Source organism: Ochrobactrum chromiisoli (assembly GCF_026241335.1).
In the GTDB taxonomy this organism is placed as follows: domain Bacteria; phylum Pseudomonadota; class Alphaproteobacteria; order Rhizobiales; family Rhizobiaceae; genus Brucella; species Brucella chromiisoli.
Genome location: NZ_JAPHAV010000011.1, coordinates 103252 through 127780, shown reverse-complemented (window position 1 = coordinate 127780; position 24529 = coordinate 103252). Strand labels below are relative to the sequence as shown.

Here is a 24529-nt window from a genome sequence, read left to right as displayed (position 1 = left end):
ACGTTCACGGTTTAGGCGCGCTCAGCTTTCCAGCAGCGGACCAGCCCGCCGTTGACAAGATGCTGCATGGGCTGGCTTTGGTGGCAGATGTCTTCGGTAATCGGGCAACGAGGCGCAAAACGGCAACCGGGCTGGACGGCAAAGGGGTCGGGTATCTCACCACTGATCGGCTCGCCTGTTGCCTGCGGACGGCGAACATCGGGCACAGCTGCAATCAAAGCCTTTGTATAAGGATGACGGGGAGAAGCAAATAGGGCGGCACTGTCCTGCAATTCAACGATCTCACCCAGATACATGACTGCAACGCGATCACACAGATAGCGGATTACATTCATGTCATGGGAAATGAAGACTATGGTCAAACCCTTATCTTTGTTGAGCCGTTTCATAAGATTGATGATCTGCGCCTGAACAGAGGCATCAAGGGCCGAGACCGGTTCATCGGCAAACAGAACCTGCGGATTGGCGCAGAGTGCCCGCGCCACCGAGACGCGTTGTCTTTGTCCGCCGGACAAAGCATGCGGAAATTTCAACGCCGTTTCGGCTACCAGATTGACTTCCCCGAGTACGTCAAGCGCCCGCTGCCTACGCTCGCCGGCAGGAATATTGCGGTGATAATGGGAGATCACTTCTTCCAGCTGCGCGCCAATTGTCATGCGTGGATTGAGCGAGGAATAGGGATCCTGAAAGACCATCTGAAGACGGCCATCACGGTCCGGCCCGTCAAGCCGACGGCCATTGAACACCACCTCCCCTGCGCTGCCGGGCTGCAGTCCGACGCCTATGCGCGCGAGCGTGCTCTTGCCACATCCGGATTCTCCGACGATGCCGAGTATTTCTCCCTGCTCGATACCAAGGTCGACGCCACGCACCGCATGCAGACTGACAGGCGGACGGTTGGCAATAACATCGCGAAGGCTGCGCCTGACGGGAAACTTCTTTTCGATCTTCCGGAAATCAAGCACTGACATTGGCAACCTCATTCAGAATGCACGCATCGAGATGACCGAAGGATGAGCCGCCACGTAACTCCAGCGCCGGCGGGCGTCCGATCGCGCACCGAGGTTGGGCACGGAAACAGCGTGGCGCAAAGCGGCAACCATCAGGCGGATCGACGAGCCCTGGGGGAGCTCCCTGAATGGGAGCAAGTTCCTGGTCGCGAGCGGCTTGACCCGGAAGCGCGGCGAGCAGCGCTTTCGTATAGGGGTGCGAAGGCTTGTCCAGGACGTCGCGCACCGTGCCCGTTTCCACCATACGCCCGGCATACATCACCGCCATACGATCGCAGATCTGGGAGACGACCCCAAGATCGTGGGTGACCAAGATGATTGAGGCACCAAGGCTGTCTCGACGTTCTTTGAGGAGCCGCAATATCTGATCCTGTACGGTAACATCGAGCGCAGTGGTAGGCTCATCGGCTATAATCAGACGCGGGCGCAACGCGAGAGCCATCGCGATAACCACCCGCTGACGCAAGCCTCCTGAAAGTTCGTGCGGATAGGCGTCAAGTCGGCGCTCCGGCGACGTTACATGGACATCCCGCAACAGTTGCAGCGCCGCCTCGCGGGCTGCCTTTTTGCTGACATTTCTGTGGCGGCGTATGACTTCACTGATCTGCTTGCCGACACGCATGGTCGGATTGAGCGCCGTCAGCGGATCCTGGAAAATGAAGGCGACATCGCTTCCGCGGATCTTTGAGAGTGCTCTTTCCTTCATCGGAACGAGGTCGCCGACGCCCTCGAGCAGTATCTGACCGCCGCTGACCCGCGCGGCGGCACCACCAAAAAGGCGCAGGATCGAGCGACAGGTGGCTGACTTGCCACAGCCGGATTCGCCCACAATTCCAAAAATTTCACCGGGATTGACATCGAAGCTGATGCCATCGACGGCACGAACGACACCCGACGGGCTGCCAAACTCGGTCATGAGGTCGCGGACAGAAAGAAGGCTCATGACTTACCCCTTCGGTTTCAGCGTGGTGGACAGACCTTCGCCAAGCAGCGAAAATGCAATGCCGATCCAGACGATGGCAAGACCCGGAAAAATGGTCATCCAGGGCGCCTCGCGCATATAATCGATGCTTTCGACGATCAGCAGGCCCCATTCCGGCGCGGGAGGCTGCACACCGAGGCCGAAAAAGGACATGGCGGCCACGGCCTGAACGGTGAGCACGACATCGGACATTGAATAGACAATCGCCGGCGTGACGACATTGGGCATGATGTGGCGCAGCATCACACGCAGCTTGCCAAATCGCAAAACGCGTGTGGCGTCGATATATTCCAGCCGCGACACAAGCAGTGTTTCACCGCGCACAATGCGCGCATAGCCGATCCAGTTAACGATGAAGAAGGCGATATAAAGATTGGTTTCACTGGGCCCAAGCACCCCGACTATAGCCAGGATAAGGACATAGAATGGAAAAGCCCAGACGATATCGGTGATACGCATCAGCACCGCATCGACAATCCCGCCGAAGTAACCTGCGATCAGACCGATCATCACACCCATGATCATGGGACCGAAGACACAGATCAGCGCCAGACGCAGATCGTATACGGCGCCCGCCAGAATGCGGGTAAAAATATCGCGCCCGAAATTATCGGTGCCGAACCAGTGCAGCGCAGACGGCGGTTGCATCGCGCCCGCAAAATCGAGCGCGAAGGGATCGTAAGGTGACAATATCGGTGTCAGGACAGTAGCGGCCAGTGTGATCAGCAGCATGAGCAGGCCAATTGCACCGGACCAGGTGTGCAGAAGTTTGCCGGGAATGGACATGGTCTACTCCATCCTGACGCGTGGATCGGCCAGCGCGTAGCAGATGTCGGTAATCAGATTTACAATCACAACCATGATTGCGAAGAAGACGGTCAGGCCGCGGATGACGGGCAGATCGCGCGAAACGATGGCATCGATCAACAGGCTTCCAAGACCGGGTACAGAGAAGATCTTCTCGACCACGACGGTGCCGCCGACTATCCAGCTTACCCGCACGCCGATGATGGATATTGTTGAGATAAGGCTGTTTGGCAGCACATGGCGCAGAAAGATTTCCGGACGGCGAAGACCTTTTGCGCGGGCCGTGTCGATATAATCAGCCTTCATCGTGTCTATGAGCGCGGCGCGCAGACTCTGCTGTATGAGGGCTGCGGTTGAAAGACCGACAACCAGAGAGGGTAGGAAAAGCCGGTTTATGTTGATCCAGAAGCCAGTGCCGACACCACCGGTAGCGAACCAGCCCATGCCAAGCGCTAGCCAGATAATCAGCATATAGCAAAGCCAAAACGGCGGGATGGCAATGAGCGCCACAAACACCTGACGGATGACGTTGTCGATGAACCGGCCGCGATAAATGGCGGCGACAATGGCGAACGGGAGGGCGATCAGAAGGGCTATAATGGTTGAATAAGCCACGATTGCTAATGTGAAGGGCAATCGCTCCATCACCAGAGCGATGATTGGCTGCTTGTGGAAGATCGAAACCCCGAAACTCCCCGTCAGGCAATCACGCAGAAAATAGATGTACTGGACCCATAACGGCTTATCGAGTCCCCAGAGTTCACGCATGGCCTGCAATTCTTCAGGGCTGGCGCGGGTTCCCATCGCATGGGACGCCGGATCGCCCGGCACTATCTGAAGAAGCAGAAAACTGATCAGTGTAATCCCCAACAGAACCGGGATCAGCATCAGCAGACGTTTGAGAATGGAAAAAATCATTGCGTTCGCTGGCGTTCGATTTTGGCGTACCGCCCGGACTTCGAAAGTATCTTTCGAAAAGGCGATGGCTCACTTCATTAAGAATGCCGTACCTTGCGGAATTGACCGGCCGCATGGCTCTGGGAAATGCCGTAACCGTGATAGGCGGCGGGATTCGCGCCTGCTATCCTTAATCGACCCGCAGGCGCTGAATCGCGAGGCGATGGCTCACCTCATTTTTCGAGTTTCACATCCTCAAGGCGGAAGTTTGAAGTAGGAAGCACTTCAAAGCCCTTCACGTTGCTGCGCACCGCCCAGGCTGTCGCGGGATGATAGAGGAAAATATACGGTGCGCCGTCATGCAGGATACCGATCATTTCCTTAAACATAGCACCACGCTTTTCCCCATCAGCGGTCTTTCGCTCTTCCGCGTAAAGCTCGTTGAGACGATCATTCTTCCACTGGGTGTGGTAGGCATTCGCGCGTTCCGGATTAACGGCGACAAAACCGATGATCTGATCGGGGTCAATTGTGTCGGAGGTGGTGTAGGACACCGACATATCGTAATTGCCCGCTTTGGTCGTTTCCCACTGGGTACCGCCTTCCAGCATCTGTACCTTGAGCTTGACACCAATTTGTTGCAGCATCGCCTGAAGTGCAATAGCTGCATTGCGGCTGGTTGCGGCGCCTGAGTCGACCACAAGCTGGGCCTCAAAGCCGCCGGCGTAACCCGCATCAGTCAAAAGCGCCTTTGCCTTGGCCAGGTCATAAGGATAAGGCGTTAGATTCGCATCGGCATAGGCCATGACAGGCATGGCTGATGCAGCTGGCTTGCCAGCGCCATAAAGCACGCCCTGTACCAGTGCATTCTTGTCAATCGCATAATTCAGTGCCTGACGCACACGTTCATCATCGAAGGGTTTGCGTGTGGTGTTGAGCTGCACGAAGTCGGCGCGATAAGGGATGGTCTGGCCAACACTGATACCTTCCTTATTGCCAAGCTCCTTTAGTTGATTGACGGGCGGATCGAGCGCCACATCGACTTCGCCCGCCTCAAGCTTGATGGCGCGTACAGATGGTTCGGTGACGACATCGAGACGCGCCTCGTCAACGAAAGGCTTGCCCTGCTGCCAGTAATGCGGATTCTTAGCCAGCTCCACCTTCGAGCCCCGCACCCAGGACTTCAGCATGAAAGGACCTGATCCAACGGGCGCATCAAAGAACGCCGCTCCCTTGGCTTCCACCTGCGCCTTGGGTAGAATCGCAGCGGCAAAAAGCCCCAGATTGTTGAAGGCCGGCGTAAAAGGTTCGGCGAGCTTCATCGTGATTTCATGCGGACTGACGATCTCAAAGCCTGTGATCGGACGATAGAACCGACCCCATCCGGATTCCTTGGAAGCAGCACGTTCAATAGAGAATTTCACGTCTTCGGCCGTCACCGGCGTGCCGTCAGAAAACTTGGCATCCCGCAACTTGAACTTCAGCGTCAGCCCATCCGGAGAAACGGTCCAGCTTTCTGCAAGGCCCGGCTCAAGCTTTTCGCCGGTTTTGTCCGGGCGAACGAGCGTGTCGAAAATGAGCAGCTGGGTCCAGATCGAACCATTGTCACTGGTTGCAATCGGATCAAGTGTGATGGGATCAAAACCGATAGCGACACGCAGTGGATCAGCTTGCGCCGTGAGAGCGGAAAGCGAAAAGACAGAGGCGAGAAAAAGGCCTTTTAGGCCGAGCCTGGAAAGCATGAAAGTGCTCCTACACCATTTGCTGTGATTGAAGCGGCATCCCCTTATTTTTTATAGCCACCGCTTCTTCAACAAAGAAATTAGACAACAACCACCCGTATGGATAATAATAAATCTGCTATCTCTTATTAATAGGCTGATAATGGATTTGCGTGAACTGGAACTGTTCGGGACGCTCATGCGCGTTGGAACGACAATTGAAACCGCGCGCTTGCTGGGAATATCTCAACCCAGTGTGAGCGGACAATTGAAGCGCCTGGAGAGCAGGCTCGGCTTCTCGCTTTTTCATCGTACCGGCAATCGTCTTGAACCGACACGCGAGGCAAATGAGCTTTTTGCGCTCTCGATGCCAATTTTCACGACGCACACCCTTGTGCGCTCTGAATTATCCACCTTGCGTCATCGCGCGTCCCGCCCAGTGGCGATTTCTGCAACGCCAGCACTCGTTGAAAGTTTTATCGGACCGGTGCTTCTTAATGCAGGTTACCGTGACTGGAGACAGCGCCTACTTTTGAAGGTTCACACACCCGAAGAGGACCTGCGCAAAGAGGAGGCTGACATCGGTTTACAAATGGCTTTACCGCCAAAGGCCGAATTTCACTCCTATATTGTCGGACAGACCCCTTTGGTTGCAGTCATTCAATCGGATCATCCACTGGCTAGATTGAAGTCACTTACCTGCGCGATTATCGCCAAACACCCGCTGGTTTGTTACAATGCAGACTGGTCGCCCATGGGCGGCACCATTCGCACAGCCTTTGCCGCTCAAGGACTAAACTATGATCCTGTATGCGTTGTGCCGTTTTGCGGAACTGTTTGCAGTCTGGTTCGTGCATGCGGTGGAGTCGGCGTCGTGGATGCGATGACTGCGCAGGATTACGCCATGCAGGGACTGGTTTCACTGCCGATCAACGATATGCCGGAGGTCTCTATCGTCGCCTTTCATCGGCGAAACGAACCGTTGCGCGCTTCGGTTCAGGATTTCCTGACGGCCCTTCGCAACCATCCATGATATCTCCCAGCTGTGAAATCGAGACCTGGTTAGAATTTAACGCACGAACATTCAAATCAGCCTCAATTCCGAAGGTAAATCGATCTCAAGAACGTGACCCCCGTCGATATCATGTTCAAGTGATCCCAATCAGGACAAAAATGCCGTCACTCTGATTGGATATAAAGCTAAGGAAAAGCGTTAAATGACCGGAATGGAAACAGACAATTTGGACTAGTCGTAATTTAGAGAAGCAGGCGTTTTCCCCAGACACCCCCACCTGATTGCCAGTCAGGAAACGCATGTGTCGATGGAGCGCAGACCGCTCACCTTGAGCGGAATCGAACCATCGGCCTGTACCTCGGTATTGTTAAGTAACTGAAATTTCGGTCACCTGATAGATGCGAAACAGTTCTTCATGGCATAACGCGAAGCATTTTGACGCATCTCGCCGTCTTAGTCGCCATCACTGTTTCGTGCGCGTTCTTCATCGCTATCGAACTCGACGGGCGATAGATCACCCCAGTCAACGAGCACCCTTCCATGCTCGTCGACCTGGCCGGCATCAATCTTGTCAGATGCGATCAGCAGGATCCGTGCCTTATCCCGATCGAAGATCTCGGTCGGGCTAAGGCTATCCAACGCGATCCGGACCAGCGAGCGGTAGGTGACGAAGCCTGTATGGCGCTGTCCCTTGTAGTCAAAGGCAAATGCCATCCACTCACGGCCGTTAACGGGATCACGGCGAAACAGGCGCGGCATCGCCTTACGAAGACGAACCCCTACCCCGCCCCCGTTTTCCGGAATGAAGATCACGCCATGCGATTCGAGAGCGACCTTGACCGCATGAGACGTTTTCGGATGGTAGGCGCGATTGCCGCGCTCGAAATCTGCGATTGTCTTTTTAGCGATGCGCGAACGATCGGACAGTTCGATTTGAGACCAATCGACAAGGGCCCGCCCCGCTCTGCATTGTTCAGCTGTAATCATGATATTACACCAAAAGTTATTATATTGAAGCTAATATGTTACTTTTAGAGTAAAATCAAGGATATTCGCGCGCTGAAAACAAACAGCAGTCTGCCCCCCTCTCGCGGCTGGCGCCGAAGCCGGGTGGCAAGATTCGCACTTTTCTCGGGATAACAGGCTGTCGAACTGAAGTGACAGAACTTTAAATTCGGATGAAAGAAGGGCCGCCCTGAGGCGGCCCCCTACCATTTCAAGCTAATTCAGGATCGTAATACATCGAATCGTCGACGCTCCCGCCCGTCTCGAACTCCGGCTCGAAGTACCCGACACGGCTGGCAGCACGACGCATTGTCATGATGCTCGTGAACTTGATCTTATCGCCGTGGAACGCCCGATCCTGATCCTGCTCACCGTTGAGCGACCCCGACAGTGTTGCGATCAAACTATCATCATGAGACTCCACGCTCGTCTCCTCAATGTAGAGCTCATCGAAATAGGCGTTGGTCGTTGCGATCTCTCCAGCGAGTTCGTTTTCAATTACCATGGGGTCGCGCTGGATGTAATTGTTGATGTCATCACTCAGGTAGGTCGAATCCCATATCTCTCCCCTGAAATGCCCAGCCGCCTCAAGAGACGTCGAAATAATCTCTGCAATTACCCTGCCGTCGGGAAGCTCAGCAGGGACTTTAGAGAGTTCCGCACGCCGCCGATTGATACCATCAATGTCCGGAATAAGGATTTCAGCCCCTTCCAAGGAGGATAGGGGAAATGTGAGATCAGCTTGTAGAGCCGCAGCTGTGCTGTAACCGAAGTAAGCTGCAACAAGCTCATGGGCATGAGACGATCGAAGTTTCGCGCCGCTCATATTTCGGTAGGTTACGCGCAGATGATCTGCGCAATCTTTTTGGATAGACATGACAAATCCATTTCACACCGGCGTCGTGGAGGGGTGGTCGCAAGCGCTTTATGAACACCCTGCGCCGGCTGAATGGTTGCCGTTCAGGAAATAGTCTTAGATATGCCGCCTTTTGGGTCGCTTGCAGCCCTGGCGCTCGGCTCCGTCAGAAAAAGATAACAAAACTTTTATGAATTGCAAGCGATGTAGCGCTCCTCGACGCAGGGCCCCTCCAAGGGTTGCAGTTTCTGTCCATCATGATATGTTCTTGTTTCGTTCTGATGTACCTCTACAGACGGCCAGAAGTGAAATGAATAACACTGCCCAAATTAGAAAGATAATCCACGTGGATATGGACGCCTTCTACGCATCCGTGGAGCAGCGCGACAATCCGGATCTTCGTGGGAAACCGATAGCAGTCGGAGGTGCAGGCGCCCGAGGCGTGCTGACCACAGCGAGCTATGAGGCGCGCGTCTTTGGCATTCATTCGGCAATGCCATCTGTGACTGCTGCCCGCAAATGCCCTGACCTGATTTTCGTGAAACCGCGATTCGAAGTCTATCGCGAAGTCTCCCGGCAAATTCGCGAAATTTTCGCCGAGTACACTTCTTTCGTCGAACCCTTGTCGCTGGATGAGGCCTATCTTGATGTGACCGAAAATCTAAAGGAAATGCCGATCGCGACAGAAATCGCCTTGGAGATACGCGCGAAGATCAAAGCGGTTACTGGTCTGAATGCGTCCGCCGGCATTTCCTACAACAAATTTCTCGCAAAGATGGCCTCGGATCTCAACAAGCCCAACGGGCAGGCTGTCATCACCCCAAAGAACGGGCCTGCCTTTGTAGAAGGACTTGCGGTCAAGAAGTTTCATGGCGTCGGTCCGGCTACCGCGGAAAAGATGCATCGGTTTGGTATCGAAACCGGGGCGGATCTGAAAACGAAATCGCTGCAATTCTTGTCACAGCACTTTGGGAAGTCGGGTGGCTATTTCTACGGCATCGCCCGGGGTATCGATGAGCGCCAGGTGCGATCGGATCGGGTGCGAAAATCGGTAGGAGCAGAAGATACCTTCATCCAAGACATCAATGACCTCGGGCTTGCCAGGGACGAGCTGAAGCCGCTTGCAGATAAGGTTTGGGGCTATTGCGAGTTGTCGGGCATCGAGGCCAAAACCGTAACCGTGAAAATCAAATATTCGGATTTCACGCAAGCAACACGAAGCAAGACAAGCGTCTTACCCTTTGCAGATGGATACGACGTTCTCCGTACCGCAGCCGAGTTGCTGACGACGGTTTACCCTTTCAAGCTTTCCGTTCGGTTGCTCGGTGTTACGTTGTCGTCACTGACGAAAGCGGAAAGGAAAGATGCCGGCTTCGAGAAGCCGCAGCTCCACTTCAATTTGTAGCTTTGTCGCAAGCCCACGAAAAATAGCGTCGACCAAATCCGCCGCACCAATTGTAGTCACGCGGGTGCCCGAAATTCTTCTGATATTGCTCTATCGCGATTGCTCATAACCACATGGGCAAAAACAGGATTCTCCTCAACAGAGCGCTCCAAAATGCCAGACAAAAGCGAAAGGTTCACAAGCTGTTGAGGCTTCAACGTTTGGCGAGTTTCCACCAAATCTTCGTCCATTGTCGCACAGATAAATGAGAAATATTTGCCCAGCAAGCCGACCACGACATCTGAGATCTGAATTCCTGGTTCACTGTGGGAGACGACGAACCGAAAATGGTTCATCTTCGTTTTGCCGTCGACGAAGGTCAAATCTTTGAGGTAGTCGATAACGAGTTCCTCGACGTCCAGGATGTGCGACGCGTTCTTAAGGATATAAAGACGCTCCAGAAAAAAATGACCGAAGCTATCGACCAGAACATTGGGAGCTTCTGCCTCAAGGAAGGGAAGCGATTTGATCTTTCGCCCCAGCTGCAACACGCCCTTTAGCATCATGTAATTGAAGTGACCGAGCAAATCGGATCGAGCTTCGGTGAGGTCCAACAGTTCATCAATGAAATCACGCCTCCTCTCGGAACCGACATTGGGAAATGTGTAGCGCCGGAAGAGATCAATTAAGCCTTCAAAATCGTATCGGAGAATTGAAAAAAGATCGTTTTTTAGAGAACGCTCAAAAGGGATGAGATGCGTCGCCACGTCGTCCGACAAAATGGAATCAATAATATCGACAATGCTCCAATAGATTGGATCAACGACCGAATAGTGGACATAGAGGCCCTGTTCGCTGATCCAGCGCAGAAACGTCTCCAGTTTCCTGCTGCTGAGCATCTGCAGAAATCCGCCCGTCGCGACATACTTCAACTTGATCTCAGGGGCATTGTCCTGCACCCCAAGAATTTTTCTTAGATGCCCGAGATCAAAGACACGCTGCGGCCCATCGTAAGCCACTCCGCCGACCACGAAGCAATTCGCTTCGGGGATGTTCAGTCCGTTCTCGCGAACGTGGACAAGGCGATGATTGTTGGTTTCGTCGTAAAAGATCGTGTAGGCGCGATCGGCGTTGAAAAGCCCATGAAGCGCGATAGGTCCGGCACGCCGCTCATTCACATCTATGATCATTTTGTCATGTCCTTCTAGCCGGGCTCGCGATGGGCAACGTCACGTCAACGTACTGGCCGTCTGGCGTAGTGCCGCCGGGAGGCTGTGGCATTCGACGGCACGCGCGCCGAGCAAATCGATTACCCAGCCATGATGTCGTTCCGGAACAAACATTCTTGCCCCCGCCAAGCTGTTGAAGATCAAATCTCCGACTTGTTCCGCACCCAGGTTTGCGACCATTCGCTCGGAACAGAGGATATCCGCAGTGGCGATGATCTGCATGCCAGCAAAGCGTTCGGCCGCAATCCTCTGAGCCTTGCGTTCATCTATCACAACCGTATGTCCCGATACCGCCCCAACCGCGAGCGTTGCAGCTTCGCCGTCGTCCAGAGTTTCTGCGGCGCTGCCACTAACCAAACTTGCAAAGATGCGCTCACCCTCATCATCGAGTTCAACGAACTCAAGCAATTCTTCGCTTACCAGCGCTGCGGCCATTTCTGCATCATTTCGTGCACTAAAACGGTCGGCGACGAGCTCATCGCGGACGACGGCGGATGCCCGAAGCTTCACTCCAAATGCGCGCACGATATCGCTCGCCCGTCCCGTCGCATTGAGATTGATAATCACACTCGTGTCGACCACGAGATAAGCTGAGACACTACCGGAGAATAGAGGTTGCCGCATTGGCCCCGCTTTCTTCGGTGTCGATATCGCTGAGGATGTCACGCACTTCGACACGATCTAAATGAAGCATCCGCGCGATTTGGCCTTCGCTCAACAAGCCGCGATTTGCTGCTTGGTACGCCATCAATCCCGTCTTAAGCGGGACCGGCAATGCGGCTTCGTCCTTCATACGATCATTTTGGACTGCATCGCCGAGAACCTGCCTTACATGGTCATCGGTGATGTGCCCGTTCGCCTCAAACCAGTCCCAAGTGCCGCGTTTGGTCAACTGCAGCTCCTCCAGGCGCCGCACCATCGCCTCCCGGGAAACATGGAAAAAATGAGCGAGAACGATGACATGGCGCCGCGTCAGACTCGATGCGCCGGCCGTGACCTCCTCAAACTTCTGGCGGATTGCTTGGGCTGGGGTGAGGAACCCCCTGGCGAACGCATTGGCATATTTCTCTTCTCGCGAGCTTTCGAGCTCGTCGATTTCATTGACTTCCGGCTGAGTCCGCGTTGCAACGAGGTGCCCAAGCTCATGGGCTGCAGTTTGCGTGCGCCGATCGAGGGGGTGGCTTGAATTCAAAAGAATGCAGGCGCCTACAGATTCTTCGAATGCAAAGAGCCCCGAGATTTTCGCCGGCAGGCGGCGCACGTAGAGACGCACGCCCATCTGCATCTCCAGGACCGCGCCAATATCGGAAACGGGAGCGAGCCCCAGTCCTAACCAATGACGGAGTTCCAAGGCATGCTGTTCAGCCTGTTGGCGAACGTCGCCCGCGAGAATGGCGCGCTCCGGCGGAAGGTTACGGACACGGGAAATGCCGAGAAGCCTTTCCAGTTCGAGATCGGCCCGAACAAGATCAGACATAAGCTCTGCGGCTTTCGCCACGAATGCTTCTTCGTGGTCAGCGAGCTTGCGGAATTTGGGGATGAGCTCGACATGCACAGCTTCGTTGCGCAGGATCGAATTGGCACTGGTGCCGTAGTAACGGGCTAGCTGCTGGAGCTCGCCGATCTTGACCCGACGCACACCTTTTTCCATGGCAACGAGTGTGGTGCGCCCCACACCGATCAGCGCGGCGGCATCCGCTTGCGTTTTCGAGGCGGTCTCGCGGGCAATGCGGAGCCGCTCGCCCAGTTGCTCCGGATTAAGCTGCTCATGACGTTCATTCATAACGGTCACGCAAGCCATTGGGCGATGAATGATTTTGGCCCGAGATCCTTCATGAATGCCTTCCATTCTCTTTCATGCTGTTCGAGTAAGCCGAAGAGACGCTCCTCGGCTTCACCCGTCGATATCTGCAGATGATCTGCAAGCTGCCAGGCGCTTCGCTTCACGCGCGGCTGATGCAACGGGGAAAAGCGCATTTCGGCCAGATGATCAAGATGCAATGCCCCGGCAATGCCGTAGCGTTGCATCGCTCGCGTCACCTTGGTGAATCCGCCGACGGCGCCACCGGCGAATTCGCCGGCCCTCAGGTCTTCCCAGATATAGTTTTCCTTCGGCTCACTGACACCGGCAGAATGAAAGCTCAGCCTGCGCAACATGCATGCTGCACAAATTCCACAATGCCGGCGTTCGCCATCAAACGAGGAATTTCGGCTCTGCTGCCAACACGATCGGGTCTTGTTCCACTCATCCGGGTTACTCTCGATCTCAGCGAAGGCAGCAAGCGTTTGTCCTTTCGTGCTCCACAGCTGCGGAAGCCGGAAGCAGACAGGATGATGAAATATCGCCTGGACGACTTCCTCCATTTTGCGTAGGAACCGCGGGTGGTTGCGATAGTCTTCATAGCCGTGGCTCGTTGGGACAAGCGTAGGACCAAGAGCGCCCTGCCCGCTTTCCGGCATTGCGACGTCATGCGTCCCAACCAGATATGCTGCAATCGCGCTTAGCAGGGTAAATTTGAACCCACGGCTCCTGACGGAAGATTCTTTGATTCCGCCGACATGCCGCATCTTGACGGAGAAGGGAATATTCAAAAACGGAACCTTCTTGCGATCACGGAGTGGGCGGTCATCGGCCTTCGAGCCGACCCGGACCCGTATCAACCTATCAGTCCGCCCCTTCGCCCCAAGGATGGCCGATACGGCTCGCGAATCGAGACCATCACTGAAGGGCGTTATCGTCCGGCCAAGATCCCCCCACTCCAGCAAACTTTGCCGTCCATAATCATGTTCGACATCCACCGATGCAGCGATAAAGTTGATGTTCCACTCGTCGCCGGTCAAAAACTTCAATGCGCCAACGATTGCGCCGGCAACATCGAGATTCTGCCAGTACGCGACATCATGTACCGGTAGCATAAGCTCAAATCGCCGCGCCCAACGAAGGCCGGACCGCTTTAGTGCCTTGTCGCAATATTCGACAGCGGCGATCAGGAGCATGGCGTCGTAAACGCGGCTGTCCCAATTCTTCGTCCGATAATCATCCAGATCCTCCGTCTTGAAAACGATAGCCTTGCCGATTTCTGCTGAGTGCCAGCCGTCGCCGGGCTTACGCCCTGGCTCGATCACAGCGACCCGAATTGCGGGAACATCAGTCGGTATCGTGCTCAAAACGGAACCCCCTGATCGACACCGTCATGAACAGTTGGGTTTCGAGCGACGCTGACAGAGCGATCACCTAGGATGGATTTGGCCATACGATCGAAAGTGCCGCTGTTCGTCATGTGCATGATCGTCTCGTTCATTCGCCGGCGCATCTGCTGACATGCCCCAGACCCAGCTTTGACGAGATAGTGCTCCTCCATAGCCCGGCCTCCAGCTGCAAGGCGTTCAGCCAAAGCAGAAGCCAATCCTTTTTCGAAAGCGACAAGCCCGCCATATCCTTCTTGGAGTGCCATCTGAGCCCCCTCGACAGCATTGGCAGCCAACGTATCAACTGCCGGATCCACCCGCAGACGATCAAGCTGGTCATGCGTAGTGGAGGCCAAACTCAGAAGGTCTTGGCCGTCGACAATGGCGAGGATCGATTTGATTGAAGGGGCAACTTCGATGGCGACATCGCGCAACAACGCGGCCTCGGCCGCCTCGCCAATCTGATTCACGGTAAAGGCAGGCTTGTAGGCCCAAGCGGCAACACGCTGGTATCCGTGGCGCAGAGGCAAGCTTTTATGCGGACCGTCGCTCATTCGAATCTCCTGATGTCAGGTAGCTTGATATTTTTTATCTGACATGTCAACTTCTCTCTAAGGTAGAGTCTTATTTTGGGAGCAGAGACGTATGACCGGAGCGGACATAGGAAATGATAAGCAAATATTCTTGGCGCCGCGTCGAAGCGACGAAGACTGGCGACGATTGTCAAGTCAGCTGATAATCGGCGGTGATGCGTCACCGTGGGCAGACGCTTTTCAAGAGTTTTTCTTTGAGCGGCTGGAAAGCCGATATCTCAAGCCTATCCGTCTTCTCCAGAACAAGGGAAGCTGGGAGGGTGAGGGTTTCAGCATAGTCTCCATTCAGTGTGCCATGTTGGAATTTCTCGCGGCATGTCGTGGTGGTCTGATCTATCGCCACAGAAACCCCCAGCCGCCTTTTGAGTACAGCGCGAGCGGAGACCTATTTGCATCTTTTCTGGCGGAAACCGTGCCGTTCAAAGCGCTTTTCACGCGTGACGATGCTCTTGAATTCTATCGGAAGGTTCGTTGCGCGTTATTGCATGAGGCAAGGACCAAGGGCGGCTGGACCATTCACGCGTCAGGGCAGACCGGCGTCGATTGCTCGCGGAAGATCGTCTATCGAAACACGTTTCAAACGCTCATCGAAAACTATATCGATGGCTACGGCCGTGATCTACTCACCGGCCTTGATCTGCAAGCTGCGTTTGTGCGCAAGTTCAATGATCTTGCTACATAATTCAGACCAGGGAGTTGAAGGACAATGCGTGAATTCAACAGGATGACAGTGGTCGCCGCTGCTGAAGTTATTTCGGATAGCTACTCCCATAGCGACATTGATGTTCTCGAAGTGCAATGGGGAATTGAGGATCGGGGCGGAGGAGGCAGCAAGTCGGCAAGAGTTGTCAGTCTCTCCAAGGCTGCTATCGAAGGTGGTCTGTTAGTCTATACGGAATCCGGCCAAATCAGCTTGGAGCGTGCCATGGTCGAGAAGGCCCTCACGAACTGGCCAACTAAAAAGGACACGGCGTCGTGGCAAAAGCTGAAAGCAGGTCTTAGGTTCGACGGTTTTGAAATCGTTGAACCTGATGAGGAAGACGACGTGTGGGGAAGACGAGCCGCCAAAGCATCCGCAACGCTTATAAGAATGTTGCCAGCCGATGCGCCCGAGCTGGACATGAGAGAGGCTGAGAACGAAGTCATTCAACTTCTTAGGAAACACCGACTGACCACAGCCGAAGGCCATTTGTCTCGAGCGATGTCCGCGTTCCAGCGAGGCGAGTGGTCAGGTGCAAATGGCGAGCTTCGGAACTTCCTTGAGAGCTACTTTAACGAGATTGCGGTCCTGGCGGGTTGCGATCATACTTTGGACAGTCGGCAGAAGCGAGACTTTTTGGGTGGCAGCGTCACACCGCCGTTTCTCTTGGCAGATTACAATGAATGGAGCCCTGATGGGAAAAAATCTCCATTTGTCCAGACACTTATGAGCCGGATGCATCCCCACGGTGGGCATCCCGGGCTGTCCGAGGAAGAAGACGCGACATTCAGGCTCCAGATAAATTTAGTTACCGCGAGACTATTTTTGCGGCGCTTGGATCGTGGCCCATATTAAGCGGCCCCATAGGAAACCTTTGTGCCGCGTGATCAGCGCGATGCGCAACTGTAACACGCGAACGGTACATGAATGTTAGACTTGTTCACTCCGCGATTCCCGGAAGAAAAACTCAACGATCATTTCCGTCTTATCTCGGCCGATCCAGACTACACAAAGGTGCAGCCCATCATTCAAAACTGGGCGACTGGCCTGCTGAATCGTAGGGGAGAGAGCCAGAAGTTCATCAAGGAATTTCAAACGACGTTCAATTCCTCGATGTGGGAGCTATATCTGAATAGAGCGCTCATTGATTTGAAATGCAGTGTGGACTTTTCAAAGTCGGCGCCGGATTTCTTTGTCCGAGGACCCGGAAACTACGAGTTCAACATAGAAGCTGTCGTCTCTGATCAGCCTCCAACTGCGAAGCAGCGGAAGACCTTTGACGCGCAAGATTTCAAGACTCGCGGTGCGCTTAAACTTGCCGGGAAGATCAGGGACAAGCTGGATCTTTTCCGCGGAAGGAATGGAAAGAAGCACCCGTATTCCTCGATGAGCCACGTGCAAGGTCGGCCGTTCATCATTGCGATCGCCCCCTTCGATAGCGAACTATCGCTCACTCAAAATAACGAACTTATCAACATGGTCCTTTTTGGCTTGGCGCCGCCGGTGCTCGAAGGGCCAGACTATGGGAAGCAAGGCAAGATAACCTCGCTCTTGAAGCCTTCCGGTGCTCCGGTGGAGATGGGGATCTTCACGAACGATTCGTTCAAGGAGATCAGCGCCGTCTTCTTCTCGACGGTCGGAACCTTTGGAAAAGCAGTCGTTGAAAGTAAGATTAATACGCTAGTCCGGGCAACCCGCTACAGGGTAATCGACAAGCACAAAATTGCGCCGGGTTCCGTGCTTTGGCAGGTCGGGACGCACCGGTTTCAGCTCGCCGCGCTGAACTACCTTCTCACGCAACGACGAGAGAGCGAGCAACAGATCGGCGGCGCAGATGTGCTCATTCAGCACTCATCGTTTCATCGTGAAACCCATCTGGATGGGCTTCAGGTCTATTTTAATCCGTATGCAGAGGTGCCGTTTGACCCAAACTTCCCATGGCCCGCAGAAATCGCTCTCAATTACTACGACGTCGAAAGCGGGGAGCACATTCAAGCCCATCCTGACGGGGCGCTCGTCTCAAGGCAGGTTTATTCAATAACCCCCACATACATTCGGCTTCTGCTCGGCAGATACGGCTTTCTTCGATGAAGGGGGAGCCGGATTGGTGAGATGTCTAGATAGTTTTCCCCGCACGCGATCTGGGAGGTGGCTCGAATGACTGATGCTGAACGACTGATGCAAGGCTTTGTCCACTTGCTTGCTCAAAGTCCGTTTCGGATCGCACCGGAGCGTGTTGACGAGCTGGTCAGGGAAATGCAGGGAGAGCCGTGGCCGCTGGACATCAACGCGGGACGGGCAAACTTTACCGCTTATCCGTTGGAAAAGAAAATCACGGGGACCTACGCGGCGATGCTGAGCATATGGGCGGTAGCCGCCGCGGTGCTCGCGATGATGAACCTCGTGAGGGCTGCCGCTGCGGCGGACAAATCAACGATCGTCATCGAGCCGGGTGGACCGGGCTCCGAAGTGGTGGAATTCAAGCACGCTGCCGTCGCCCTCATCAGGGATTCGGCGGCATCCTGGAGCGAGGATTTGCCTGCTCCATATCACGCGGCCCCGCTTTCTACGCCGGATGGACTCGTTACCAATCTATTCCTGGCGGCGGCCAGCGTCGTGCTGCTGCACGAGTGCGGTCATATCGTGCAAAAGCACTTGCCAGACTCTCCCCAAGCTCACCAACAAGAATTCGAGGCTGACGCCTGGGCCGTGGATTGGATCCTCGCAAAGGTCATGGATGCAAAGGAACGCGAGTTCCGGACGCTTGCGATCTGCGTAGCCTTCATATGGATCGGCCTTATCGACGATGTACGCCGCGGCGGCACAACCCATCCGCACGCTGCGCAACGACTGGGTCAGGCTTTCGAACAGTTCTCCGGCTTGACCGACGAAAGTGAAGCGCTAGAGATCGGAAGCTATATGCTGAAAGCATTCTTCGATCCAACGGCAGACCTGCCCCAGGCCGATTGCGCGAGGGGAGGGTTCGTGGACCGTCTCATTGATTATGTTCGGAGCCGATAGGGCTGCTGAAAGCTCGAATTTCCCAATGCCCCACACATCTGTTACTGTCGAACTCGATGCAATCGGAAGAGCTTTTCGAAGAAGTCGGTCACCCTCACTTCAGCGCCGGCCCCGACGAGTTCGTTCGCTCCGAAACGATAGACTTCATATCCAGCAAGGCGCAGCTCGCGATCTGCTGACACCATTTCAGCATAGATCTTCAATGATGGACGATCGTTTTCCGCGAAATGGTGCTGGCCATCAACTTCGACCACGACGCGCTGCCTTCCGGGAAGAAGCAGCAAAAAATCCATGCGTTGACGTGGAAGTGGAAGGCGGTGACGCAGGGTCTTCACAACAGCAGGGTCATAATGAAGATAAACTTGTGGGAGGAGCGCCGGTAGCGCCTCACCCAGGTCCGATCGGTACGCCTTGAAGTAGCCGGCGAAAAGCCTCCGTTCAGCTTCCGAGGCTAAAGATTCCTGCAAACGCGCTCCGAGACTCGCTGCGTTCCCGCCTGGTGTGACATCGCTCCACCAGTCGACGAGCTCGGACCAACGAAGGCCGTTCGAACCGATCGGTCGTTCATAGACCAAACAGCTCTCCTCACCAGATAGAATGACGATGTCATTGTTGATGGCGTCGGCAAAGCCGATCTCTGGCTTCTTTCCCCGGGAGGCAAAGATCAAGTTTTTGGGTCGACCACCCACCCCTCTCACGATAGCACGGAACCCGAAGATCGGATGGCCTGAGAGTTCGCTTTTTTGTGCCAGCTCGTAACCGTCGCGTTCAAGGATCTTGTTGATAGCGCCGATCATCTGAAGCTGATCGTCACCCGACCTTGAAAGAGGGTGGACGGCCTCCTCCAGCAAAGCGGCGAAGCGTGCTATGGAGCAATCAAACGCACCGATTTCACCAAAGAGATGCTCCACCGACCAGTCACCGGGGTTTTGATCCATGTGGCGATCAACACGGTCACGCAAGCTTCGACCGTTGCTGCCAAGGAAATCATCGATGGGGGAGGAGAGAGGGAAGTAGCGTCCGACCATCTCCACCGTGCTACGCTCGCCCGCGAGATCGTCCCCGAAAGCGCGGGCGACATCTCGCCGTGTGATCTGCGAGAGAAGCGGCTCGCCCGCCTCGAGAACCTTTCGGCCGGCTTCGTCGAGATCGACGTCGCCGTGGTGGGCAGCAAATTTTAGTGCAAACTGCGCCAGTTGTGCCTCTGAAAGGGGCGAAAGGGCCATATCGATACGCTGCCGCTTCGACAGTCCATCCTCGCTGGGCACCACCAGTCCGGCAATTCGCGACGGCTCCTCGCTCAACTGGGTGTGGGTCATCCCCTGCAGCAGACTCATAAGTAGGGTTCGAATGTCACCCGCCATGTCCTGTCCCCTTAGGCAAAGCAAAGACGGCCGTGCAACCGTCGCATCGAGCCAGGCACTCGATCTTTGCCGAGTGCACGCTTTGGTGATCACCGCACCGAATGTACGACCTGATGACCGACCTCATCAGGTATCCGCCTTCGGCCAGCGTAATTTGCCTCGACCGATACGCAGGGCCTCCACCAGCCTCGTGTTCCCCGACAACCGGCCTGAAAAAAGACTGGGCTTGGGATCGACGGCTGGCTTCCTAAAGGCAGCGATATGCCGATAGTCAGGTGTGGCCAACCAGGTCCGCCCGTCACCCTCGTCGGTAACTATCCGATAGAGGTCAGCAGGCGGGGCTACCTCGATATCAAGCAGACGACTGTAGTGTTCGACCGACCACTTTTGGATGCCGCCACTGAGTGCTTCCGTTCGAAAACGCGCCCAAAGAGCGGCCGTGTCAGGAGTCGGCCAGTTGCCGGCGTCGGTATAGGCGGTGATCTCGTCGGATTCGAGCCAGGCTCGCATCTCGGCCGGACTAACAAAGGCCGGCTTCGCATCCTCGATCGCCTCCATCGCCGCGCGCCGCGATGGGAGTCCCGCGCGGATAAGCATCGACATCATGAGTTGCGGAACGCCAGTTTCAACGGATGCTGCAGCGCCCCCGGCTACCGTTTCCGGCGACCACCCGAGCGACATGCGGCGGGTACGCACAGCCTCGAGTGCCCAGACCAATCGATAGATGAACGCCTCCTCCACGGCGCGCATATTCTGTGGCCCTATCGTGGAAACATCCTCGCCAGCCACCCAACTGCGCAGGATCACCGTCCAGTTCGCAGGAAGCGCATTCGCCTTGCTCGGAATGAAGGGCCGCATGAAAAGCAGACGCTCGCCGAGGCCGCTGAGGGCATCGACAAGCACGTCGATATCGCCGGCCAGCGCTGCGCCATCGGCCCGGTCAAGGAGCTCGGCCAGCACGTCAGCCATTGCATCGATTGCAAGACCGGCCTCAAGTCCAACACCCATGGCAAAATGCCCCCGCCTTGCAGGCGCCGTCGTGGTCTTCCAGATTAGGCTGGCACGCGCCTCCAACACCATTTTATGGAGCGGAGCGACGTCCTCTTCCTCGCGGGCGATCTGCCGGGCCCAGAGCGATCCTTTGAGAGCATCATCCAGGAGTTTCGACAGGTCGGCGCTATCTGAGTCAAGCGCTTCTATCAGGCCAAATACGGTCGCATCGAGACGTTCGACGATCTGAGAAAGCGGCTCTTCTTCAATAGACTCCTCCCGCTCGGCATCATCGTCGTCACTATCGATGTCAGTCACATCAGCATCATTTTGTCTCGACGCTGCCAAGCGCTCTGCCAAAGAAGCTTCCTCCCCAGGCGATCTCCAGGCTTCACGGGCGTTGGCGAGATATTCCCAGGCATCTTCGCGATCGAGAATTCCTTCCCGCGAAAGTCGCTCCAGAATCTCGGCGACGATTTGGATGAGACCGCTCTTGAGCGTACGGGCTTTGGCTGAAGCAACGAGCTTTCGCCACTCCCTCTTTCGCCAATCGACCCTGTCGAACATTACGTGGACAATGAGCCCTTCGACATCCACGAAGGCGCGGCCCGCGCGGCCGGCGACATTCGCAAACTCCTCTCCCTGGATCTTTTCTGACGCCCGATACAACGTGGGCACCAGTAGCACAGCGGCGTTCAGGTTAAGGCCTTGCGACAACGTCGGTGATGCGATGATCACCTTTAGCGTTCCCTCGGAAAGCAACGATTCCAGCTCACGCAGGAATGGACTTGGAAGCCGACCGTGGTGAATGGCAACGCCCACTTTCAGGCAGGCAACTGCGGGATGTTCCTCGCCGAGCCATTCCTTTCCGATCTCCAGGGCGCGGGCGATCGACCCTTCATCGTCCAGAAGGGACTGAAGATAGCCGCGCTTGCAGAGGTCGACGACCTGTTTGCCGTAGCTCTCGACCCAATTCGCTTGGGTGGAAAAGATCAAAGTCCGCTTGCCTTGGCCTGCGAACTCCCACGCTGCAAACAGAGTGAGATGCGAGTTCTGGCGGGGATAAGAATTTTTCTCCCTCCCTAGTGGGGGCTTTTCGGCAACAAATTTGTCGAGAAAGGGACCGTTCTCATCAAGGTCTAGCCGAAGCATCGCGTCCTTACCCCGCCAGGTTAGTGCGCCGAACCGCTGACGCGTGGGGCGCCAGTCGGACCGTACCGGCCCGCCCGGTTCGTCCGAGCGGATCCACGCTGTCAAATCGTGGAGTTCGTCGCCACTCGGCAATATAGCGGAAAGACATACAATTCGGCGGTCGCCCGCGTCCGCACGTCGAAGCAGACGCTGTACCAACGTCTCGTATCGGATTTCGCGCTCGCTCGGGCCGATCATATGTCCCTCATCCAGGACGATCAGGCCGACGTCATCGATGAGCGAAGGGTCGCTTCTCAGCGCAAAGTCGAGCTTCTCGGGCGTGGCGATGATGATCTCGCGGGTTCGCAAGGCATCCTCGTCACCAGCCGAAACACCGCTCGCGCCATAGAGCGAAGAGACGCTTAACCCGAGCGGCGCGAAAGTCTTTCTGAAAGAGCGTTCGGTCTGCGCGGAGAGGGCGCGTAGCGGTGTGACGATCAGCACCCGGCGGGCCGACGACAAGGTCATCAGTGCTGCTATCTCCGCCACACGCGTCTTGCCGGCACTAGTCGGTAAGGCGACGACGAGATCGTCGGTAACGTCAGTGGAACGCCGGGCCGCTTCGCGTTGCGATGGCCACAGCTCTACCTCGGATGTCTTGCGGGCGTAGAGCGACGAGATGAACAGCCGCCGCAGATCCGGGTATCTTTCCTCCGTTCCGTCCGGAGGCTCGGTCGGTAGGATCTGGTGTAGCGAGTGTTGCCAGAGGTCATCGATCAGGTGGAGACAGAGGTTCGAAATCCACCACAGGGGGACATTCTCGGCGTTGTCCGCAAGACTGACTGCGGTCCGCAGCAATGCACGTGCATCCTCGATCGGCTCGGGTTCACCTGTCTCGAGCGCGAAATCAAAATGTGCGAGAGCGCGACAGATTGTCGTGTTGAGTATGGTCGACAGAACCTCATCGATGTCGGGTTCTTCGCCGCGAAGCACCTCGGCAATCTGCTCATCTCCATGGGCGGCATCATTCAGCCAATCACGGACGAAAGCACGCATTTCGCCGAGATCGCGCAGGATTAGGTGCCTGATTGCCGCCTCGCCCGGCGATAAGTTGAGGTCCTCCGCGGTCTCGTTGAAGAGCGAATAGGCGACGGCCGAGAAACCGGCAAGGTGATAGGTTGCGGCAGCCAGCATCCGGCGGAAACCGCGATCGGCCGCCCCCGGATCGCCGTTGCGTACAAGGGCTTCGAAGGCGTTGGCGGCACGTTCAAACGCCTTGCTAGTCAATTCCGAGGGGCCAGCTTGAGCGCGTAGCGCCATCGCACCTCGAAGCAGGGCAAAGGCGTGCTCTGCAAGATCGGTCTCGATTGTCACGCCGAGCGGTGGAGCATTGGCCGGCAGGACACCTTCCTCGCGCATCAGTGACCAGGCGGCGCCGCGATAGAGGAGACGCCCAAGAATGCCGTCGACAGTTGCGGCCTCCAGAAAAGTGGTCAGCTCGTCAATCGTCTCCAAGATCTTCCGCCTCCTGATACATCGCCTTGATGAAGCCTTGGTGATCTTCGACGTGAATATTCACCACGTAGTGGTCTCGGTTGGTTCCCGTAGCTTGGAGGTCGTCCTTCAGCGAAGCATGCGGACCATTGCCCGAGACAGTGAAGAGCATGTGGTCGATGCGATCGGCGCGGAGAGACTTCAATCCCACCTCGTCGCGGAGGCTTCGGCCCAATGCATTGTCGTCCAGGTCGTTGCTGTCGAGCAGGCGATTGGCGACGAACAGCAGAGAATCGGGTGTACAGCGCCCGTTGTCACGGTCGAGCACCTTGCGGGCGCTCGTGACGGTAGCCTTCCCAAGCCTCTCATTGCTCTTGGCCTCGCCTTTCAGGAGCCAGAGCTTTTCGCCAGCCCCGTCGTAGCCAGCGCCTATAAAGTCATCGCCGCGCATGGCCATGTTGCGGCCATCCTTGTAGCGAAGACGGCGTACAGGAACGCGCAGGCCGATCTCTTCTTCCACCAACTCCGTCGCAAGAATTTCACCAAGATCGCCAGAACGGCCCTTTGGCGTTTGAGGCATTGCCTCGCTAAGGATTGTGGCAGCAACATTGTAGCCGAGCCGCTTTACGTCATCGGCGATGCGTTCGAGGCGGTCGTAGTGCGAGCGGATGGTCTCGGCGAGGTCGTCTCGAATATCGTCTCGGCCTCCATCCTTCTCGATATAGGTCCAGTAACGCTTGCGCTTATCCTTTTCTCTGGTGGCATCGCACCATCGTTCGTAGAGCCCCACGCATTCCCCCGAGTTGATTCCGACGTGGCCAGGCTGATATCAGAATCATGTATATCAATGATTGTATATAGATTTCCGCCAACCTTACGAAAACTGCACAGTCACTCACGCTTTTCGTCCGGAATGGGCGCGCGAACGGACCTTCCAACTTCGAAGGGCAGGAGACCGTTCTGTGGCCTCGGGACCGAGACGCACACCTTTCACGTCTTCACCAACCCGCTTCGTCGCAAACGATCGAAACCTGCGACATGAAGAGGCGCTCCTCACGGTTGAGCTAAGTTCCTTCTTAGCGTGGGGCAGATCGCATGGCGTCGCGAACCCGGCGTGGGACAGAAACTCCCTCGTGGCGAA

At 55.7% G+C, this 24529-nt stretch carries 21 protein-coding genes; 6 read left to right on the top strand and 15 right to left on the bottom strand.

Annotated elements, in window-relative coordinates:
• Positions 1 to 11: 11 nt before the first annotated feature.
• The 5 genes from OPR82_RS17505 to OPR82_RS17485 all read right to left on the bottom strand — a co-directional run bounded on the left by OPR82_RS17505 (position 12) and on the right by OPR82_RS17485 (position 5438).
• A complete protein-coding gene (locus OPR82_RS17505) occupies positions 12 to 971 on the bottom strand; it encodes an ABC transporter ATP-binding protein (protein WP_011982801.1) in 960 nt (319 codons plus the stop codon).
• The gene (locus OPR82_RS17500; RefSeq protein ID WP_151592429.1) at positions 958 to 1953 is read right to left on the bottom strand and encodes an ABC transporter ATP-binding protein; all 996 of its coding nucleotides are present in this window, start codon (positions 1951 to 1953) and stop codon (positions 958 to 960) included. Before OPR82_RS17500 ends, OPR82_RS17505 begins: the two co-directional genes overlap by 14 nt.
• Before the next feature lie 3 nt (positions 1954 to 1956).
• The gene (locus OPR82_RS17495) at positions 1957 to 2778 is read right to left on the bottom strand and encodes an ABC transporter permease (protein WP_011982799.1); all 822 of its coding nucleotides are present in this window, start codon (positions 2776 to 2778) and stop codon (positions 1957 to 1959) included.
• Positions 2779 to 2781: 3 nt separating this feature from the next.
• Complete coding sequence (locus tag OPR82_RS17490) at positions 2782 to 3717, bottom strand: ABC transporter permease (protein WP_011982798.1); 936 nt, start codon at positions 3715 to 3717, stop codon at positions 2782 to 2784.
• A gap of 212 nt (positions 3718 to 3929) precedes the next feature.
• Positions 3930 to 5438, bottom strand: a complete 1509-nt coding sequence (locus OPR82_RS17485) for an ABC transporter substrate-binding protein (protein WP_011982797.1) — start codon at positions 5436 to 5438, stop codon at positions 3930 to 3932.
• Positions 5439 to 5580: 142 nt separating this feature from the next.
• On the opposite strand from OPR82_RS17485, the gene OPR82_RS17480 reads away from it, so the two are divergent.
• Complete coding sequence (locus OPR82_RS17480; protein WP_078340278.1) at positions 5581 to 6450, top strand: LysR family transcriptional regulator; 870 nt, start codon at positions 5581 to 5583, stop codon at positions 6448 to 6450.
• A gap of 435 nt (positions 6451 to 6885) precedes the next feature.
• Here the strand turns inward: OPR82_RS17480 and OPR82_RS17475 are convergent, their stop codons facing one another.
• Positions 6886 to 7419, bottom strand: coding sequence for a helix-turn-helix domain-containing protein (locus OPR82_RS17475; RefSeq protein ID WP_192799805.1), 534 nt, complete (start codon positions 7417 to 7419; stop codon positions 6886 to 6888).
• Positions 7420 to 7648: 229 nt separating this feature from the next.
• Positions 7649 to 8314 (bottom strand): hypothetical protein, encoded by a 666-nt coding sequence (locus OPR82_RS17470; RefSeq protein ID WP_265986208.1) that lies wholly within the window; start codon positions 8312 to 8314, stop codon positions 7649 to 7651.
• 289 nt (positions 8315 to 8603) lie between these two features.
• Between OPR82_RS17470 and dinB the strand changes: the two genes are divergently transcribed.
• Positions 8604 to 9698, top strand: coding sequence for a DNA polymerase IV (gene dinB, locus OPR82_RS17465; RefSeq protein ID WP_192799804.1), 1095 nt, complete (start codon positions 8604 to 8606; stop codon positions 9696 to 9698).
• Between the two features lie 56 nt (positions 9699 to 9754).
• Here the strand turns inward: dinB and OPR82_RS17460 are convergent, their stop codons facing one another.
• The 5 genes from OPR82_RS17460 to OPR82_RS17440 are packed head-to-tail and all read right to left on the bottom strand — an operon-like array spanning position 9755 to position 14649.
• Positions 9755 to 10867 carry a DUF3800 domain-containing protein gene (locus tag OPR82_RS17460; RefSeq protein WP_151592427.1) on the bottom strand — a complete coding sequence of 371 codons (1113 nt, stop codon included), beginning with the start codon at positions 10865 to 10867 and terminating at the stop codon, positions 9755 to 9757.
• A gap of 39 nt (positions 10868 to 10906) precedes the next feature.
• Positions 10907 to 11530: a hypothetical protein gene (locus tag OPR82_RS17455; RefSeq protein WP_151592425.1), complete on the bottom strand. Its 624-nt coding sequence runs from the start codon at positions 11528 to 11530 to the stop codon at positions 10907 to 10909.
• A complete protein-coding gene (locus tag OPR82_RS17450) occupies positions 11505 to 12689 on the bottom strand; it encodes an XRE family transcriptional regulator (RefSeq protein ID WP_151592423.1) in 1185 nt (394 codons plus the stop codon). Before OPR82_RS17450 ends, OPR82_RS17455 begins: the two co-directional genes overlap by 26 nt.
• A gap of 5 nt (positions 12690 to 12694) precedes the next feature.
• On the bottom strand, positions 12695 to 14074 hold the full coding sequence (locus tag OPR82_RS17445) for a 7-cyano-7-deazaguanine synthase (protein WP_265986207.1): 1380 nt from the start codon (positions 14072 to 14074) through the stop codon (positions 12695 to 12697).
• Positions 14071 to 14649: a hypothetical protein gene (locus OPR82_RS17440; RefSeq protein WP_151592419.1), complete on the bottom strand. Its 579-nt coding sequence runs from the start codon at positions 14647 to 14649 to the stop codon at positions 14071 to 14073. The genes OPR82_RS17445 and OPR82_RS17440 overlap by 4 nt, the downstream gene beginning before the upstream one ends.
• A 130-nt stretch (positions 14650 to 14779) precedes the next feature.
• On the opposite strand from OPR82_RS17440, the gene OPR82_RS17435 reads away from it, so the two are divergent.
• The 4 genes from OPR82_RS17435 to OPR82_RS17420 all read left to right on the top strand — a co-directional run bounded on the left by OPR82_RS17435 (position 14780) and on the right by OPR82_RS17420 (position 18409).
• Positions 14780 to 15370, top strand: a complete 591-nt coding sequence (locus OPR82_RS17435) for a hypothetical protein (RefSeq protein ID WP_265986206.1) — start codon at positions 14780 to 14782, stop codon at positions 15368 to 15370.
• A 24-nt stretch (positions 15371 to 15394) separates the two neighbouring features.
• The gene (locus OPR82_RS17430; RefSeq protein ID WP_265986205.1) at positions 15395 to 16243 is read left to right on the top strand and encodes a hypothetical protein; all 849 of its coding nucleotides are present in this window, start codon (positions 15395 to 15397) and stop codon (positions 16241 to 16243) included.
• 72 nt (positions 16244 to 16315) lie between these two features.
• The gene (locus OPR82_RS17425) at positions 16316 to 17479 is read left to right on the top strand and encodes a hypothetical protein (RefSeq protein ID WP_151592413.1); all 1164 of its coding nucleotides are present in this window, start codon (positions 16316 to 16318) and stop codon (positions 17477 to 17479) included.
• A gap of 66 nt (positions 17480 to 17545) precedes the next feature.
• Complete coding sequence (locus OPR82_RS17420) at positions 17546 to 18409, top strand: phage exclusion protein Lit family protein (protein WP_151592412.1); 864 nt, start codon at positions 17546 to 17548, stop codon at positions 18407 to 18409.
• A gap of 41 nt (positions 18410 to 18450) precedes the next feature.
• On the opposite strand, the gene OPR82_RS17415 is transcribed toward OPR82_RS17420, so the two are convergent.
• The 3 genes from OPR82_RS17415 to OPR82_RS17405 form a co-directional block, all read right to left on the bottom strand.
• Positions 18451 to 19773, bottom strand: a complete 1323-nt coding sequence (locus OPR82_RS17415; RefSeq protein WP_151592410.1) for an AbiJ-related protein — start codon at positions 19771 to 19773, stop codon at positions 18451 to 18453.
• A 126-nt stretch (positions 19774 to 19899) separates the two neighbouring features.
• The gene (locus OPR82_RS17410; protein WP_151592408.1) at positions 19900 to 23409 is read right to left on the bottom strand and encodes a DEAD/DEAH box helicase; all 3510 of its coding nucleotides are present in this window, start codon (positions 23407 to 23409) and stop codon (positions 19900 to 19902) included.
• On the bottom strand, positions 23396 to 24178 hold the full coding sequence (locus OPR82_RS17405; RefSeq protein ID WP_151592406.1) for a HamA C-terminal domain-containing protein: 783 nt from the start codon (positions 24176 to 24178) through the stop codon (positions 23396 to 23398). Before OPR82_RS17405 ends, OPR82_RS17410 begins: the two co-directional genes overlap by 14 nt.
• Positions 24179 to 24529: the final 351 nt, after the last annotated feature.